This window comes from Enterobacter sp. 3U4 (assembly GCF_057224565.1).
On record NZ_CP136665.1, the window covers coordinates 1,804,264 to 1,819,902 of the forward strand.

12 protein-coding genes are annotated in these 15,639 nt (G+C 56.4%); 5 read left to right on the forward strand and 7 right to left on the reverse strand.

Annotation, left to right across the window (positions count from 1 at the left end):
- The first annotated feature begins 20 nt into the window (after window positions 1-20).
- Both RVY89_RS08475 and RVY89_RS08480 read left to right on the forward strand, forming a co-directional pair.
- Window positions 21-4,331: an AIDA repeat-containing protein gene (locus RVY89_RS08475; protein WP_484827917.1), complete on the forward strand. Its 4,311-nt coding sequence runs from the start codon at window positions 21-23 to the stop codon at window positions 4,329-4,331.
- A gap of 61 nt (window positions 4,332-4,392) precedes the next feature.
- Window positions 4,393-4,920: a LuxR C-terminal-related transcriptional regulator gene (locus RVY89_RS08480; RefSeq protein ID WP_484827521.1), complete on the forward strand. Its 528-nt coding sequence runs from the start codon at window positions 4,393-4,395 to the stop codon at window positions 4,918-4,920.
- A 57-nt stretch (window positions 4,921-4,977) separates the two neighbouring features.
- Here RVY89_RS08480 and dcp read toward each other — a convergent pair whose 3' ends face one another.
- Complete coding sequence (dcp, locus tag RVY89_RS08485) at window positions 4,978-7,011, reverse strand: peptidyl-dipeptidase Dcp (protein WP_484827522.1); 2,034 nt, start codon at window positions 7,009-7,011, stop codon at window positions 4,978-4,980.
- A 142-nt stretch (window positions 7,012-7,153) separates the two neighbouring features.
- Here dcp and ydfG point away from each other — a divergent pair, with 142 nt between their 5' ends.
- On the forward strand, window positions 7,154-7,900 hold the full coding sequence (gene ydfG, locus RVY89_RS08490) for a bifunctional NADP-dependent 3-hydroxy acid dehydrogenase/3-hydroxypropionate dehydrogenase YdfG (RefSeq protein ID WP_023292548.1): 747 nt from the start codon (window positions 7,154-7,156) through the stop codon (window positions 7,898-7,900).
- Window positions 7,901-7,991: 91 nt separating this feature from the next.
- The gene (locus RVY89_RS08495; RefSeq protein WP_008502405.1) at window positions 7,992-8,678 is read left to right on the forward strand and encodes a GntR family transcriptional regulator; all 687 of its coding nucleotides are present in this window, start codon (window positions 7,992-7,994) and stop codon (window positions 8,676-8,678) included.
- A gap of 35 nt (window positions 8,679-8,713) precedes the next feature.
- Here RVY89_RS08495 and RVY89_RS08500 read toward each other — a convergent pair whose 3' ends face one another.
- Window positions 8,714-9,145, reverse strand: coding sequence for a universal stress protein (locus tag RVY89_RS08500; protein WP_024909093.1), 432 nt, complete (start codon window positions 9,143-9,145; stop codon window positions 8,714-8,716).
- Window positions 9,146-9,431: 286 nt separating this feature from the next.
- Between RVY89_RS08500 and ydfZ the strand changes: the two genes are divergently transcribed.
- Window positions 9,432-9,635: a putative selenium delivery protein YdfZ gene (gene ydfZ, locus RVY89_RS08505; protein WP_014883679.1), complete on the forward strand. Its 204-nt coding sequence runs from the start codon at window positions 9,432-9,434 to the stop codon at window positions 9,633-9,635.
- Window positions 9,636-9,678: 43 nt separating this feature from the next.
- Here the strand turns inward: ydfZ and RVY89_RS08510 are convergent, their stop codons facing one another.
- From RVY89_RS08510 to RVY89_RS08530, 5 genes are all read right to left on the reverse strand, one after another.
- Complete coding sequence (locus tag RVY89_RS08510; RefSeq protein WP_484827523.1) at window positions 9,679-11,142, reverse strand: mannitol dehydrogenase family protein; 1,464 nt, start codon at window positions 11,140-11,142, stop codon at window positions 9,679-9,681.
- Window positions 11,143-11,362: 220 nt separating this feature from the next.
- On the reverse strand, window positions 11,363-12,730 hold the full coding sequence (locus RVY89_RS08515; protein WP_484827524.1) for an MFS transporter: 1,368 nt from the start codon (window positions 12,728-12,730) through the stop codon (window positions 11,363-11,365).
- A 73-nt stretch (window positions 12,731-12,803) separates the two neighbouring features.
- Window positions 12,804-13,823 carry a Zn-dependent oxidoreductase gene (locus tag RVY89_RS08520; RefSeq protein ID WP_484827525.1) on the reverse strand — a complete coding sequence of 340 codons (1,020 nt, stop codon included), beginning with the start codon at window positions 13,821-13,823 and terminating at the stop codon, window positions 12,804-12,806.
- Between the two features lie 14 nt (window positions 13,824-13,837).
- Window positions 13,838-15,052 carry a D-mannonate dehydratase ManD gene (gene manD / locus RVY89_RS08525; protein WP_484827526.1) on the reverse strand — a complete coding sequence of 405 codons (1,215 nt, stop codon included), beginning with the start codon at window positions 15,050-15,052 and terminating at the stop codon, window positions 13,838-13,840.
- Between the two features lie 111 nt (window positions 15,053-15,163).
- Complete coding sequence (locus tag RVY89_RS08530) at window positions 15,164-15,490, reverse strand: YnfA family protein (RefSeq protein WP_484827527.1); 327 nt, start codon at window positions 15,488-15,490, stop codon at window positions 15,164-15,166.
- Window positions 15,491-15,639 lie beyond the last annotated feature (149 nt).

The window sequence follows — 15,639 nt, forward strand, 5'->3', positions numbered from 1 at the left end:
GTGGTAGTCAGCACGTATCAATGGGTGGATTGGCCAGTAACACAACCATCAACACCTGGGGTTATCAATATGTCGATAACGGAGGTTCGGCGAATTCTACCACCATCGAAGGTGGTGGACAGTACATCCTCAGTGGCGGCTCAGCCACTACTGCTACCATCAATAGTGGAGGCTATCAGCACGTCGAGAGTGACGGTTCAGCAACCTCTACTACTATAAATGCTGATGGAGTTCAGTTGGTTTCTAGTGGCGGCTCGGCCACTGATACCACCATCAGCGATGGTTCTCAGTTCATCTCAAGTGGCGGGTCGGCCACTTCTACCACAATCACTAGAGGTCGTCAGTACGTCTACAATGGCGGCGCGGTCACTTCTACCACAATCAATAGCGGTGGTCACCAGCTTGTCGAGGGCTCAGCCACTTCTACCACAGTCAACAGCGGTGGTAGTCAGGGCGTCGATGGCTCGGCCATTTCTACCACAATCAACAGCGGTGGTACTCAGAACATCTACAATGGCGGCTCGGCCACTTCTACCACAATCAACAGCGGTGGTACTCAGAGCGTCTCCAGTGGCGGCTCGGCCACTGATACCACAATCACTAGAGGTCATCAGTACGTCTATAATGGCGGCTCGGCTACTTCTACCACAATCAGTACTGGTAGTTGGCAGTACGTTTCAAGTGGCGGCTCGGTCACTGATACCACAATCAAACTCGGTGGTACTCAGAGCCTCCGCGGCTCGGCCACCTCAACTACCATTAGTGGCACTCAGTTCGTTTACACTGGTGGCTCGGCTTCCTATACCACCATCGGCGGTTTTGGCTCTCAACAACTATCCGGGGGGGTGGCAACCTCCACTACCATCAACAGCAGTGGTAGGCAGGTGCTCTCCGCCGGCGGCTCGGCTACTGAAACCACCATTAACAGCGGTGGTGAACAGAACATCTTTAATGGTGGCTCTGCCACCTCAACGACCATCAACAGCAGTGGTAAACAGAGTATCTTCAATGGTGGCGTGGCCACATCTACTACCATCGACCGCGGAGGTTATCAGCACGTCGAGGGGGGATCGGCTACTGGTACCAGTATCAGTGGTGGTTCTCAGCTCGTCTATAATGGCGGGAAGGCCAGTTCCACGAATATCGGTGGCGCATCCACCTCCTCGACCATCTACACAGGCTATCAGAACGTCTCAAGTGGCGGCTCGGTCATTGATACCACCATCAATGCCTGGGGCAAACAGAACGTCCTTGCTGGCGGAAAGGCAACCTCCACGACTATCAATAATGGGGGATATCAGTACGTCGCCAGTGGTGGGCTGGTCACCTCTACTAACATTAATAGTGGTGGCCAGCAGTACGTCTCCAGTGGAGGTTCGGCAACGCACACCACCATCGTCCGCGGAGGGTATCAGTACGTCGAGGGCGGCTCTGCTACTGGTACCATTCTCGACGGTGGTTATCAGCACGTTTCCAGTGGCGGTTCAGCCACTGACACCACTATTGATGACTGGGGCTATCAGACCGTCTTCGCTGGCGGTGTAGCTACCTCTACCACTCTCAACAGTGGTGCCCGGCAGTACGTCTACAGTGGTGCCTCGGCGACCTCAACCACAATCAACAGTGCTGGCAGGCAGGACGTATCAAATGGCGGCAGAGCCACTTCTACTATCATCAACAGCGGTGGTGCTCAACACGTTTCCAGTGGTGGTGCTGCCTCAAGTACCACTATCAGCAGTGGCGGTAAACAGCACGTCTTGAGTGGTGGTTCGGCCACCTTAGCTATCATCAGCAGCGGCGGTAATCAACTCATATCCAGTGGCGGTACTGCTAACAGCACTACCATCTATATGTATGGAAGACAAAACGTTGAGAGTGGAGGTACGGCAACTAATACCACTCTCAACAACATCGGCTGGCAGTACGTTTCCAGTGGTGGCTCGGCTACCTTTACCACAATCAACAGCGGCGGTGCTCAGTACGTCTCCGCTGGAGGCATCGCCACCTCTACTACAATCAACAGCGATGGGCAACAGAAGGTCTTCGGTACGGCCATCTCGACTACGGTCAGCAGCGGTGGTCAACAGAACATTGAAGGCGGTACTGCCACCCACACCACCATCGAGGGTGGTATTTTGAGGGTATACCTAGGCGGCGCGGCCACATCAACAATCATTAACAGTGGTACTCAGGATATCCACTATACCGGTTCAGCCATTTTTACGACTATCCACAATGGCGGGGAACAGAATGTCTATGGTGGTGGCACGACCACTGATACCACCATCAATGGCGGCCAGTCGTGGTTGCGATCCGGTGCAGTGGCCGACGGCGAAACCAGAGTGAGCGCCGGTGGCGAACTGTTGATGAACGCTGGCTCTCTCGCAACGGACGTAAACATTCAGGGAGGCACCCTCTCTGTTAACGACCTTTCCGATGCCACATCCGGCCAGACCACAGCTCAGGTCGGTAAGCTCACCATGGACAGCGGTAATATCAACTTCCTGCGCAACAGCGATGGTGAATTTGCGAAGTTGACGATTACGGAGCTGAACGGTACCGGGAACTTCCTTCTGAACACCTCTCTTGCCGATCGTCAAGGCAACTTCGTTACTATCGATCAGGGTACTGGTCAGTTTGGTATTGCCGTTAATGACTCCGGCAAGGAGATATCTGACCACGATGACCTGACGCTAAACCTCATCCATGAGAAAGGCGGTGACATTGATTTTGAAATGGTCACGGCATCCGGGCGAAGCACCCGCTTCGTAGACGGCGGGACTTATATGTACACCCTGTACAGCCAGCAGGATAAGGACGGTCTCACCGGCGGTAACGTCTGGTACCTCGGCGCGATGGACGGTGACGGCGAGAACCCCGGCGGTGAGAACCCGGGCGGTGAGAACCCCGGCGGTGAGAACCCCGGCGGTGAGAACCCTGGCGGCGAGAACCCCGGCGGTGAGAACCCCGGCGGTGAGAACCCTGGCGGTGAAAACCCTGGCGGCGAGAACCCGGGCGGCGAGAACCCGGGCGGCGAGAACCCCGGCGGCGAGAACCCCGGCGGTGAGAACCCGGGCGGTGAGAACCCGGGCGGTGAGAACCCCGGCGGTGAAAACCCTGGCGGTGAAAACCCCGGCGGCGAGAACCCTGGCGGTGAAAACCCCGGCGGCGAGGACCCTGGCGGTGAGAACCCGGGCGGTGAGAACCCTGGCGGTGAGAACCCTGGCGGCGAGAACCCGGGCGGCGAGAACCCTGGCGGTGAAAACCCAGGCGGCGGTGAGAACCCTGGCGGCGAGAACCCTGGCGGCGAGAACCCTGGCGGTGAGAACCCCGGCGGCGAGAACCCTGGCGGTGAGAATCCAGGCGGCGGTGACAACGGCAACGCGGGCGGTAACGGGAACGGCGGCAAGAAGCCGATGACCACCCCTGCAACCGATGCCATTCTGGCCATGTCCAATGCCGGTCTGAACGTTATCCACGGTGAGCTGGATGGCCTGCGCGCGTATCGCGCGAGCCTGGACAAGACCGGACCGGAAAGCAACGTATGGGGACACTACCTCGGCAGTAAAAGTGACATTGATACAAGCAATGGCGCAGCCTATAAGTTGAGCCAGAACGGACTTGAGATCGGCGCTGATACCCGTACTGACTTTGACCGAGGCAGCCTTGTCACCGGCGCGTTCATGTCCTTTAGCGATAACAAAGTGAAACATGCCCGCGGTGGTACAAGCAAAATCGACAGCTATGGTCTAGGCCTGTATGCCACGTGGTTTGACGCCAGCGGGTTCTACGCTGATGGCGTGGTGAAAGGTAACCGTCTTAACAACAAACTGAGAGCGGTCATGACCAATGGCGGTAGAACCGGCGGTGACTGGAAGCAGTATGCACTCAGCACAGCCGTTGAAGGTGGTTATCAGTTCGATCTCAATGACGACGTAAGCATCACGCCTTATGGACGCCTGGCGTTTGTTCAGATGACCAGTGAGGAGGTGAAACTCAGCAACGGCATGAAAGGTAATACGGGCTCACCGCGTTCTGTTACGGGTGAAGCCGGCGCGAAGATTGCCGGGAAGTTCAATATTGGTTCGACTGAGTTCAAACCTTATCTGTCAGCTGCGGTGCTGCAGGAGTTTGCTAACTCAAACGAAGTCACGATCAATGAGCGCAATCGCTTTGACAACAACGTCAAAGGCACATCAGGCAAGTACGGTCTGGGCGCTTCAGTCAACGTTGGTAAAGACGTAACCTTGTACGGTGAGGCTAATTATCGTCAGGGCAGCCAAATCGAAACGCCTATTCAGGGTGTGGCAGGTATCCGTATCGGATTCTGATGTTACCGCAGGGGCCTTAGGGCCCCTTTTCACTGTGTTCTGAAATGTTCTGGTTATGTTTATGCCTCACATGATTTTGACGAAAGATGTTTTTTTGAATAAAGCGCTGTCTGTCATCCTTCAGCAAGCGTCCCCCGGCAGAAAGGTTTGCATCGTAGATATTGAATCATTCAGAAGCCTGGGCGCCATTTTCAACCTTCTGAAAAGAAAGAAACTGACTGAAAAGCATCAATTGATCTTTATCGGTGGCAAGGATGTCAGTTCAAGGGTTCTAGAGCCACTTGTGACAATCTACAGGAAATCGTGCTTTATGGAGTTTCGAAAACAGCTTACTGGCGGCAGGACGCATTCACCTGAATATGCGTTGAACCACATTGCGCGCTGCAGAAGTCTTAGCATGCTTTCAGCACAGGAGAAAAAAACACTTTTTGCCCTGCTGGATACTGATGACACTGTTGCTGCTGCCAGAAAAATTTACCTGTCCCCCAAAACTGTCTATACCTACACCAATAATATCGGGCAAAAGCTTAACCTGAATTCGATACTTCAGGTCAGACAATTATTCATTCTGAATTTGAATAGTCGTTAGTGATAAATACAAAAAAACCGGGCGCAAAGCCCGGTTTTGTTTTCATCTAACAATAACCTACGCGCTCAACCCACGATTCTCCAGCATCGGTTCAATCTTCGGATCGTGCCCGCGCCAGTTGCGATACAGTTCGGCTAAATCCGTGCTGTTCCCGCGGGACAAAATCGCCTCGCGGAATGTTTGCCCGTTTTCACGGGTTAACCCGCCCTGTTCGACAAACCACTGATAGCCGTCGTCTGCCAACATCTGCGTCCACAGGTAGGCGTAATATCCCGCAGCGTAGCCGCCGCCGAAGATATGGGCAAAATAGCTGCTGCGGTAGCGCGGCGGTACGGCGGGCAGATCCAGCCCCTCTTTTTTCAACGCTGCCGCTTCAAAATCCTCCACGCTCGAAACGGCCTCGCCGATGCCGTGCCAGCTCATGTCCAGCAGCGCGGCACTCAGCAGCTCCGTCATGTCATAACCCTTGTTGAAATGGGTCGCGTTGAGCATGCTTTCCCGCAGCGCGTCCGGCATCGGCTCACCGGTTTCGTAATGCCGCGCATAATGGGTAAACACCTGTGGATGGCTGGCCCAGTGCTCGTTGATTTGCGACGGGAATTCAACAAAATCACGCGGCGTATTGGTGCCGGAAAGCGTGGCGAAACGCTGGCTGGCAAAGAGGCCGTGCAGCGTATGGCCAAACTCGTGGAACAGGGTTATCACATCGTCCCAGGAGAGAAGCGCGATCCCGCCATTTGCCGGTTTTTGGTAGTTACAGACGTTGTAGATCACCGGACGAGCAGCAAACTCGAGGGATTGCTCGACGAAATTCCCCATCCATGCCCCGCCCTGTTTGGAGTCGCGGGCAAAGAAGTCGCCGTAAAACAGCGCCATGCCCTCACCGGTGTGGTCGAAGATTTCCCAGACCCGGACGTCCGGGTGATATACCGGGATATCGAAGCGCTCGACGAAGCGAATGCCAAACAGCTGGCTTGCCGCCCAGAATACGCCATCCTGCAGCACGGTATTGAGCGCAAAGTAGGGCCTGATCTGCGACTCATCGAGGGCATATTTTGCCTGGCGCACGCGCTCCGCATAAAAGGCCCAGTCCCAGGCCTGCACGGTGAAACCGCCCTGCTCGTCGTCGATGACTTTCTGAATATCAGCCTGCTCGCGTTCCGCGCGGGCGCGGGCGGCAGGCACAATGCCGCGCATAAAGGTCAGCGCGGCGGCCGGGGTTTTCGCCATCTGATCGGCGATGCTCCAGCTGGCGTAATCCTCAAAGCCCAGCAGACGGGCCTGTCGCGCACGTAGCGCCGTCAGACGAAGGATCAGCGCGCGAGTATCGTTTTCATCCCCTTTCTGGGTGCGCGTCCAGCCTGCGTTGAACAGGTTTTCGCGGGTCTGACGATTGCGCAGCGCGGCAAGCGCGGGCTGCTGGGTGGTGTTCAGAAGCGGGATCAGCCAGCGATCGTTTAGCCCTCGCTCCGCGGCAGCCTGCGCAGCGTCAGCAATCTCACCGGCGCTGAGCCCGTCAAGCTGGTGCGCATAATCCACCACCAGCCCGCCGGTCTTATCGGCGGCCAGCAGACGCTGGTTAAACTGGCTGGTCAGGGTCGCCGCCTCGGTATTCAACGCCTTCAGCTCGGCCTTTTCTGTCTCATTCAGACGCGCACCGGCCAGAATAAACCGCTGATACGTCTCCTCGACCAGACGACGGGATTCGGCGTCCAGCGCGGCACGGTCCTGCCAGACGCTCTCCACGCGGGCGAACAGCATGTCATTCAGCCAGATATCGTTTGCCAGCGCGGCAAGCTCGGTGGAGAACTGTTCCTCCAGCTCCTGTAAATACGGATTGGTGTGCGCGGAGGTCATGGCGAAGAACACGCTGCTGACGCGCGCGAGCATGGCGCCGCTTTTCTCCAGCGCCAGCACGGTGTTAGTGAAGTCAGGCACTGCGGCCTGAGAGACAATCGCGTCAATGTCCGCCCGCTTCTGGCGAAGGGCTTCATCGAAGGCCGGACGATAGTGGCTGTCGTTGATTTCATCAAAATGGGGAGCCTGATATGGCAACAGGCTGATTTCAAAAAAGGGATTGGTGGCCGTCATCTTTCACTCCTGAGTACGGGTATCCTCCCAGAGTAGGCCAGGCCGCCATCCCCTGCAACGCCGTCATACAAATGTTGCCTTAACGCACCCTCTGCGGCCGTGCTATGTTAGTACAACACAAAAAGCGTTGAGGAACAGTGAGATGATTATTTTAGTTACCGGGGCAACGGCAGGTTTTGGTGAAAGCATCACGCGTCGCTTCGTCGCCAACGGGCACAAGGTTATTGCCACGGGCCGTCGTCAGGAGCGCCTGCAGGAGCTGAAAGACGAGTTAGGCGACAGCATCCTGACCGCGCAGCTGGACGTGCGTAACCGCGCGGCGATTGAAGAGATGATTGCCAACCTGCCCGCCGAATGGCGCGCCATCGACGTGCTGGTCAACAATGCCGGTCTGGCGCTGGGCATGGAGCCTGCCCACAAAGCCAGTGTAGAAGACTGGGAAAACATGATCGACACCAACAACAAAGGGCTGGTCTATATGACCCGTGCGGTGCTGCCGGGCATGGTTGAGCGCAACCGCGGCCACATTATCAATATCGGTTCCACAGCCGGAAGCTGGCCTTACGCTGGCGGCAACGTCTATGGCGCGACGAAAGCGTTTGTGCGACAGTTCAGCCTTAACCTGCGTACCGATCTGCACGGCACCGCCATTCGCGTCACCGATATCGAGCCGGGCCTGGTGGGCGGCACCGAGTTTTCCAACGTGCGTTTCAAAGGCGATGACGCGAAAGCGGACAAAACCTACGAAAATGCTAACGCCCTGACCCCGGAAGATGTCACCGAAACGGTCTGGTGGGTGGCGACGCTGCCAAAACACGTCAACATCAATACCGTAGAAATGATGCCGGTCAGCCAGAGTTTTGCCGGACTTAGCGTCCATCGTGGCTAAACCTGCCGTTCCCGGCCTGCGGGCCGGGTCTGTTTCGGGTTATAAAAGAATGGTAGTATGTTCAGGCTAACTCTCTGAGAAATGACAACTCATGGCCGCTGAATCGCAACTCAATCCCACCCAGCCCGTAAACCAGCAAATCTATCGCATTTTGCGACGTGATATTGTCCATTGCCTGATCCCACCGGGAACGCCGCTTTCTGAAAAAGAGGTGTCCGTGCGTTTTGACGTTTCCCGTCAGCCGGTGCGTGAAGCGTTTATTAAGCTTGCGGAAAACGGTCTGATTCAGATCCGCCCGCAGCGCGGCAGCTACGTAAACAAAATTTCACTCTCTCAGGTGCGCAACGGCTGTTTTGTTCGCCAGGCCATTGAGTGCGCGGTGGCGCGCCGTGCCGCAACGCTCATCAACGACAAGCAGTGTTATCTACTGGAGCAAAACCTGCATCAGCAGCGGATTGCCATTGACCGTAAGCAGCTGAATGATTTCTTCCAGCTTGATGATGAATTCCATCAGAAACTGGCGCAGATTGCGGATTGCCAGCTGGCATGGGATACCATCGAGAACATCAAGGCCACCATTGACCGCGTGCGCTACATGAGCCTCGATCACGTCTCCCCGCCGGAAATGCTGCTCCGACAGCATCACGATATTTTCAGCGCGCTGGAAAAACGCGACCCGGACGGCGTTGAAAAAGCAATGACCCTGCATCTGCAGGAAATTAGCGAGTCCGTGCAGCTGATTCGTCAGGAAAATAGCGAGTGGTTTAGCGAAGAGTAATATTACGCCGCCCCCTTTCGGATGCGGCGATGGGTTTAGCGAACGACTAACACCGGAATTGTGGCGTAGCGCAGGATAGATTCGGCATTTGATCCCAGCAGATGGGTGGTGATGCCCGGATTTTTCGACCCGATGACGATCACGTCATATTCCCCCTCCTTGCTCAGCCTGATAATTTCATCGCGGACGTTGCCAAAGCGAACCAGGCTGTCAATTTTCTCCGGCGAGATATCGAACAGTCTTTTTAACGCGTTCATTTTCTTGCCGGATTCCTCCGTCATATACTCTTCGAACTTTTTAATATCGGCGTTAAATCCGCGCAGCAGGGACCGACTGCTGGCCGGCAGAATGTTGACCAGAGTAATCGAGGCGCCCTCCGCCTTCGCAAGGTTTGCCGCGTGGCGAACCGCTTTGTCGCTCAAATCCATTTCAAACACGTCAACAGGCATCAAAATCTTCTTATACATAAGCCTGACTCCTTATTCCGATGAAAGGGTTATTTCCTGTACCCAGAATGGCACCGGGAATATAAACCAACCCTCAACGTTTCCCTTCTGAAACTATCAATAAATGAAAATAACGGTCTGCTTTGTCAATTGCTGTCGTGAATCGTCAGCGCCCGGCACAATAAAGAAAAAAGTGTGAGTTTGATCAAAAACAAAAACATGTGGTGCAGACAGGCGTATTTATATGCTCCGTGAACGGCAACCCTGAAATAACGCCGTACGAACAGGTTAGAGAGGAGAAAATACCATGATGACATACGACCGTAACCGCAATGCAATCACCACCGGCAGCCGCGTCATGATTAGCGGCACGGGCAAAACTGGCGTGATTAAAGCGATCCACAGCGACGGGCTGGATGCCGCGCAGGTGCGCCGCAGCAAAACGGTTGAAGTGGAAGGATGCGAAGGTAAGTTCGAACCGATTGAGCTGATTCGCCTGGGTATGCACTAAACGGTGCGCAGACATGCCGCCGCGAACGGCGGCATGTGCTGAATTACCGTTGAGACACGTACTGCGCCACGGTCGCTTTCGCGCCCTTTTGCAGCAGCGTCTGGTACGCCTTCATCACCGCATCAACAAAGACGGCTTCACGCGGTAACTCCTTGCCAAAGATGGCCTCGATGCCGAGCAGCGCCTTGACCCGGCTTTCCCCTTCCGCACTGCCCTTTACCGCCGCCTGAATCATCGCCAGCTGAGGATCGCTCACGTCAATCGCGTTACCCTGCTCGTCCACGCCGCCGACATAGCGCATCCACCCTGCCACGCCCAGCGCCAGCAGCGGGAAAGGCTTATGATGCACCAGGTGCCAGCGCACGGAATCCAGCATGCGCTGCGGAAGCTTCTGGCTGCCGTCCATCGCGATTTGCCAGGTCCGATGGCGCAGGGCTGGGTTGCTGTAGCGGGCAATCAGGAGATCGGCATAGCGTCCTAAATCGACGCCTTTGACCTTCAGCGTAGGCGCCTGCTCGTTAAGCATCAGCGCGTGCGCGGCGATGCGGTAATGTTCATCTTCCATACAGTCGTTGATATGCTGATAGCCCGCCAGATAGCCCAGATAGGCCAGGAACGAGTGGCTGCCGTTGAGCATGCGCAGCTTCATCTCTTCAAACGGGATCACGTCTGACACCAGTTCGGCACCGGCTTTTTCCCACTCGGGACGCCCTGCCACAAAGTTATCTTCAATTACCCACTGGCGGAACGGTTCACAGGCCACTGCCGCCGGATCGCGCACGCCGGTCAGCCGTTCGATTTTATTCAGCGTGTCGGGGGTGACCGCGGGCACGATGCGATCCACCATGGTTGACGGGAAGGTGACGTGGGATTCGATCCAGTCCGCCAGCTCACCGTCTACCGCACGGGCGTACGCGCAGGTGACATTGCGCATCACGTGACCGTTCTCCGGCATGTTGTCGCAGGACATCACGCTAAACGCAGGCAGACCCGCTGCCTTACGGCGCGCCAGCGCTTCCACGACGACGCCCGGCGCAGATTTTGGCTGGTGCGGGTTTTGCAGGTCGGCGACGATAAACGGGTGATCGAGCATCAGTTGCCCGGTCGCCGGGGAGTGGCAGTACCCTTTCTCGGTGATGGTCAGCGAGACAATCGCTACCTGCGGGTCACACATCGCCGCCAGCACCGTCTCCAGCCCGTCAACCTGCGCATGGAGAGCCTTTTTGACCACGCCCACCACGCGGGAGGTCCACGCATCGGCAGACATTTCAGCCACGGTATAAAGATTATCCTGCGCGTTCAGATCGGCAATCTGCTGCTCACCGCCAATCAGGTTAACCTCACAGTAGCCCCAGTCGCTGCCGTGATCGGCGGCGAGGATGTCGGCGTACAGCGCCTGATGCGCACGGTGAAATGCGCCAAAGCCTAAATGAACGATGCGTGCCTTAAGGCTGTTGCGATCGTACTGAGGCAGCGTCGCATTGGCCTGTAATAACGTGTTTTCCATGATAAAGACTCGTTAATTAGAAAGCTGTGGATCGCTGCCGCTCATGTTGAAGCGGCAGCGCCTGCTGACTACACCAACTAGAATGGCAGTTGGAGTAAAAAGACAACTGCCATCAACCATACTGATACTGCCGTTTGAGATTTTGATTTATATTAACTTTTGGTCATGTGGTGTGACATAAAAATAAAGTTGTGTGACAGGTAGCGCAAGCTATAAACCACTAGCGTCGCGAGGAGACAGCGCCGTACCCAACCGTCTCTTTTGGCGCAGACTCGGCTGCGTCATGCGCCGCGCTCAAATCACGGTCGCGCACTTCCGGCATCAGGATCGCCGAGACCAGTCCTATCACTGAATAGGCCACCAGCATGGCGACAATCGGCCACCAGGAGCCGGTCATATTGCAGAAGATCCCTGCCAGCACCGGGCCAAAGCCCACCGCCACCAAACCGCCCGCCTCTTTGGAGATGGCCATACGCGTAAAGCGATTTCGCGAGCCAAACATCTCCGCCATGGTGATATTTTCCAGCGCGAACAGCCCCAGAACGGCGAAGTTATGGATAACGATGATAGAGAGCATGATCGTCCCCGGCGCATAGCTCTTATCGACGATGATCGACAGCATCGGGTAGGCGAGCAGAATGGCTGAGATATTGAGAATAATGTACGGCAGACGGCGCCCCACTTTATCGGAAAGCCAGCCCAGCAGCGGAATGGAGATAAACCCGAGAATGGAGCTGATCATCAGCGCATCGGTAGGGATGGCCTTATCAAACAGCAGCGTCTGGACCAGATAGCCCGCGAGGAAGGTCTGGATCAAACCTGAATTGCCCGCCTGGCCGAAACGCAGGCCGGTCGCCAGCCAGAAGGATTTACTTTTCACCATGGAACCCAGCGACGTGTCCGGCTGCACGGTCTGTGCATCGTTCACTTTCTCAAAGACCGGGCTCTCCTTGAGGTTCATACGCAGCCAGATGGCAAAGATCATCACCACGACGCTGGCGAGGAACGGCACGCGCCAGCCCCAGGCAATCAGCTCTTCACGATCGAGGGCAAAGAACATCACCGCCCAGATCGCCGTTGCGCTCAGCGTCCCGCAGTTAGTGCCCATCGCCACCAGCGAGGAGATGATGCCGCGTTTTCCTTTCGGCGCGTACTCCGCCAGCATGGTTCCTGCTCCGGAAATCTCCGCCCCGGCGCCGAGTCCCTGAACGATGCGCAGCGTCACCAGCAGCACGGGAGCAAAAATCCCGATCTGCGCGTAGGTCGGGAGGACGCCAATCAGCGTGGTGCAAATCCCCATCATAGTGATGGTGATGAACAGCACCTTCTTACGGCCAATGCTGTCGCCCATTCTGCCGAAGATAAAGGCGCCGACGATGCGCGCAATATAGCCTGCGCCGTAGGTCCCCATCGCGAGGATCAGCGCCATCGCGGCTGACTGTTCCGGGAAGAAGATCTCATGGAAGACCAGGGCGGCGCCCAGCGAGTAAAGCTGAAAGTCCATAAACTCCAGAGCGGTACCGAGCCAGCCGGAAACGGCGGCTTTCACCAGATCGGCGGTGGATCGTTGCGGTTGTACTTGTGTCATGATGGCTATCTCTGAAAGGTAAGATGCGAACCACATAGAGCCTGTCTGCGCAGGCTCTTAATCGCGCAAATGATTATTGGCCGAACGTGAGTAAGACTTTGCAGCACTGCCGCTGGTCTTTCTCAAACAGTTCGATGGCGTCTGTTACGTGGTGATAGTCAAAAGTATGGGTGATCAGTTTTTCCGGGTCGATCAGCCCCCTCTTCAGCCAGTCGATGACGACCGGGAATTTGCTGGCGTTCAGGCGCGAGGAGAAGATCGCCAGCTCTTTGCCGGTGATGCCCTGCTGAACAATCTGGCTCGGCTCGCTGGAAAAGCCCATCAGCACGATGCGCGCCGCCGGCGAGGCCAGGGTTATCGCTTCCTGCAAAATAGATGGATGGCAGGCGGCATCAATGATTAACGTCGGTTTGACGCCTTTTTCCTCCAGCGCGGCCTGCAGCGACTGCTCGCCGTTATTAAAGACCCAGTCCGCGCCGCTGCGCCGGGCCATTTTCAGGCGTTCATCGATGCGGTCAACCACGATAACCTGCTTGACCTTATAGACGCCCTTCAGCGCCTGCACGGTGACCAGCCCCATCGGGCCAGCGCCGTAGATCAGCGCAACGTCCTGCTCGGTCGGGTTGGCCTGCCCCGTTACGTTGGCGGCGATGGTGAAGGGCTCAACCATGACGGCGTGTTTATCAGGAATGTCATCCGGGATAGGCCAGGCATTTTTAGCGGGCACTGCCGCATATTCGCTGAAGCCCCCGTCGCGGTGTACGCCCAGCACCACCAGCGAGGTACAGACGTTCGGTTTTCCCACGGAGCACGGGTAGCAGTGCCCGCAGCTGATCACCGGGTCAACCGAGACGCGCTGGCCCAGACGTGCGCTGTCAACGCCCTCGCCTGTGGCGTCAATCACGCCAAAAAATTCATGCCCGATGACGCGCGGATACTTCGCAAACGGGTTATGCCCGCGATAGATGTGGCTGTCTGAACCGCAAATCCCGGCCAGTTTAATCTTGACGCGCACTTCGCCTGCGCCTGGCTCCGGGCGTGACCGCTCTTCAATCACCAGTTCGTTCGGCTGCTGAATCACTACGCTTTTCATCGTTCGCTCCTCGCTTACCAGTTCCACAGCGTGCCGTCTTCAAGACGGGCCACCGGCAGATAGGCCGGGTCGTACGGGTATTTCGCCGCCAGTTTTTCATCAAACTCAATGCCCAGCCCCGGCTTGTCGCCCGGATGCATATAGCCCTTTTCGAAGCGCCAGCTGTGCGGGAAGACTTCCAGCATCTGCTCGGAGTAGCCCATGTATTCCTGCACGCCAAAGTTCGGCACCCACAGGTCGAAATGCAGCGCGGCGGCGTGGCAAACGGGCGACAGATCCGACGGGCCGTGTGAGCCGGTGCGCACCTGGTAAAGCGAGGCGAAATCGGCGATGCGACGCATCCCGGTAATGCCGCCCGCGTGGGTAATGGTGGTGCGGATATAGTCGATAAGCTGCTCTTCGATAAGCTGCTTGCAGTCCCAGATGCTGTTAAACACTTCGCCTACCGCAATGGGCGTGACGGTGTGCTGGCGGATCAGGCGGAAGCAGGCCTGGTTTTCCGCAGGGGTTGGGTCCTCCATCCAGAACATGCGGAATTCTTCGATGCTCTTGCCGAAGCGCGCCGCTTCGATTGGCGTCAGGCGGTGGTGCATGTCGTGCAGGAGATGCTCATTGAAGCCGAATTTACTGCGCACCGCGTCGAACAGCTTCGGCGTGAAATCGAGGTATTTTTCGGTGGACCAGAGCTGCTCTTCCGGCCAGTCGCCTTTGGTCGCAGGCTCGTAGGCCAGCCCCTTCCCTTTGGCCATGCCGTAGGTGGTTTTCATGCCCGGCACGCCGCATTGCACGCGGATCGCCTTAAAGCCCATCTCTTTATGACGGGCGTAATCTTCCAGCACGTCGTCAATGGTGTGGCCGGTAGTATGGCAGTAGACCATCACCCTTTCCCGGGAGGCACCGCCCAGCAGCTGGTAGAGCGGCATGTTGGCCGCTTTGGCTTTGATATCCCACAGCGCCATATCCACGGCGGAGATGGCCGACATGGTGACCGGACCGCGGCGCCAGTAGGCGCCTTTATAAAAGAACTGCCAGATGTCTTCTATGCGGTGCGCATCGCGGCCAATAAGCTGGGGGCAAAGATGATCCTTCAGGTAAGAGGCCACGGAGAGCTCGCGTCCGTTTAGCGTAGCGTCACCGAGACCGACAATCCCCTCATCGGTGGTGATTTTAAGGGTGACAAAGTTCCGCCCCGGGCAGGTAACAAACACGTCAGCCGCGACAATCTTCATAATTCCTTTCCTTACATCGTTCGTTGTGATGCTGGAAATTTACCCATCAACCCTACTACCATACAAGTATAATGATCATAAAATCAGCTAACGATCACAAAACACGGGCGCTCACGCGCGCCCCAATCCCGCCACAATAATCAGCATGCCGCACAGGGCAATCAGCGCCCCTGCCCAGTCGTATGCGCTGAGCTTGACGCCGTCCACCACGCGTAACCACAGCAGCGCAGTACAAACATATACACCACCGTAAGCCGCGTAAACGCGCCCGCTGGCCGCCGGATGCAGCGTTAACAGCCAGACAAACAGGGCCAGCGCGACGCTTGCCGGGATGAGCAACAATACGGATCCTCCCCTCTTCAGCCAGAGCCAGGGCAGGAAGCAACCGATGATTTCGCATAGCGCGGTGGCAAAAAAAAGTAGCGTCGTTTTCAGCATATTTCACGTCAGGTGAGGATCTATTTAACCATCATACCTGATGATGCCCTTTACTTTTCCATACTTGCTCCGCGGGTATGCCGTCATTTCGCTTTAGTGTAGAATCTGTACGGGGTAACTTGATTATCTGCACCCATTTAAAAGGAAAC

Excerpts from the sequence above, each read along its gene's own strand:
- RVY89_RS08475 (WP_484827917.1), top strand. The coding sequence starts at position 21 with ATGGGTGGATTGGCCAGTAACACAACCATCAACACCTGGGGTTATCAA.
- RVY89_RS08480 (WP_484827521.1), top strand. The coding sequence starts at position 4,393 with ATGCCTCACATGATTTTGACGAAAGATGTTTTTTTGAATAAAGCGCTG.
- dcp (WP_484827522.1), bottom strand. The coding sequence starts at position 7,011 with ATGACGGCCACCAATCCCTTTTTTGAAATCAGCCTGTTGCCATATCAG.
- ydfG (WP_023292548.1), top strand. The coding sequence starts at position 7,154 with ATGATTATTTTAGTTACCGGGGCAACGGCAGGTTTTGGTGAAAGCATC.
- RVY89_RS08495 (WP_008502405.1), top strand. The coding sequence starts at position 7,992 with ATGGCCGCTGAATCGCAACTCAATCCCACCCAGCCCGTAAACCAGCAA.
- RVY89_RS08500 (WP_024909093.1), bottom strand. The coding sequence starts at position 9,145 with ATGTATAAGAAGATTTTGATGCCTGTTGACGTGTTTGAAATGGATTTG.
- ydfZ (WP_014883679.1), top strand. The coding sequence starts at position 9,432 with ATGATGACATACGACCGTAACCGCAATGCAATCACCACCGGCAGCCGC.
- RVY89_RS08510 (WP_484827523.1), bottom strand. The coding sequence starts at position 11,142 with ATGGAAAACACGTTATTACAGGCCAATGCGACGCTGCCTCAGTACGAT.
- RVY89_RS08515 (WP_484827524.1), bottom strand. The coding sequence starts at position 12,730 with ATGACACAAGTACAACCGCAACGATCCACCGCCGATCTGGTGAAAGCC.
- RVY89_RS08520 (WP_484827525.1), bottom strand. The coding sequence starts at position 13,823 with ATGAAAAGCGTAGTGATTCAGCAGCCGAACGAACTGGTGATTGAAGAG.
- manD (WP_484827526.1), bottom strand. The coding sequence starts at position 15,052 with ATGAAGATTGTCGCGGCTGACGTGTTTGTTACCTGCCCGGGGCGGAAC.
- RVY89_RS08530 (WP_484827527.1), bottom strand. The coding sequence starts at position 15,490 with ATGCTGAAAACGACGCTACTTTTTTTTGCCACCGCGCTATGCGAAATC.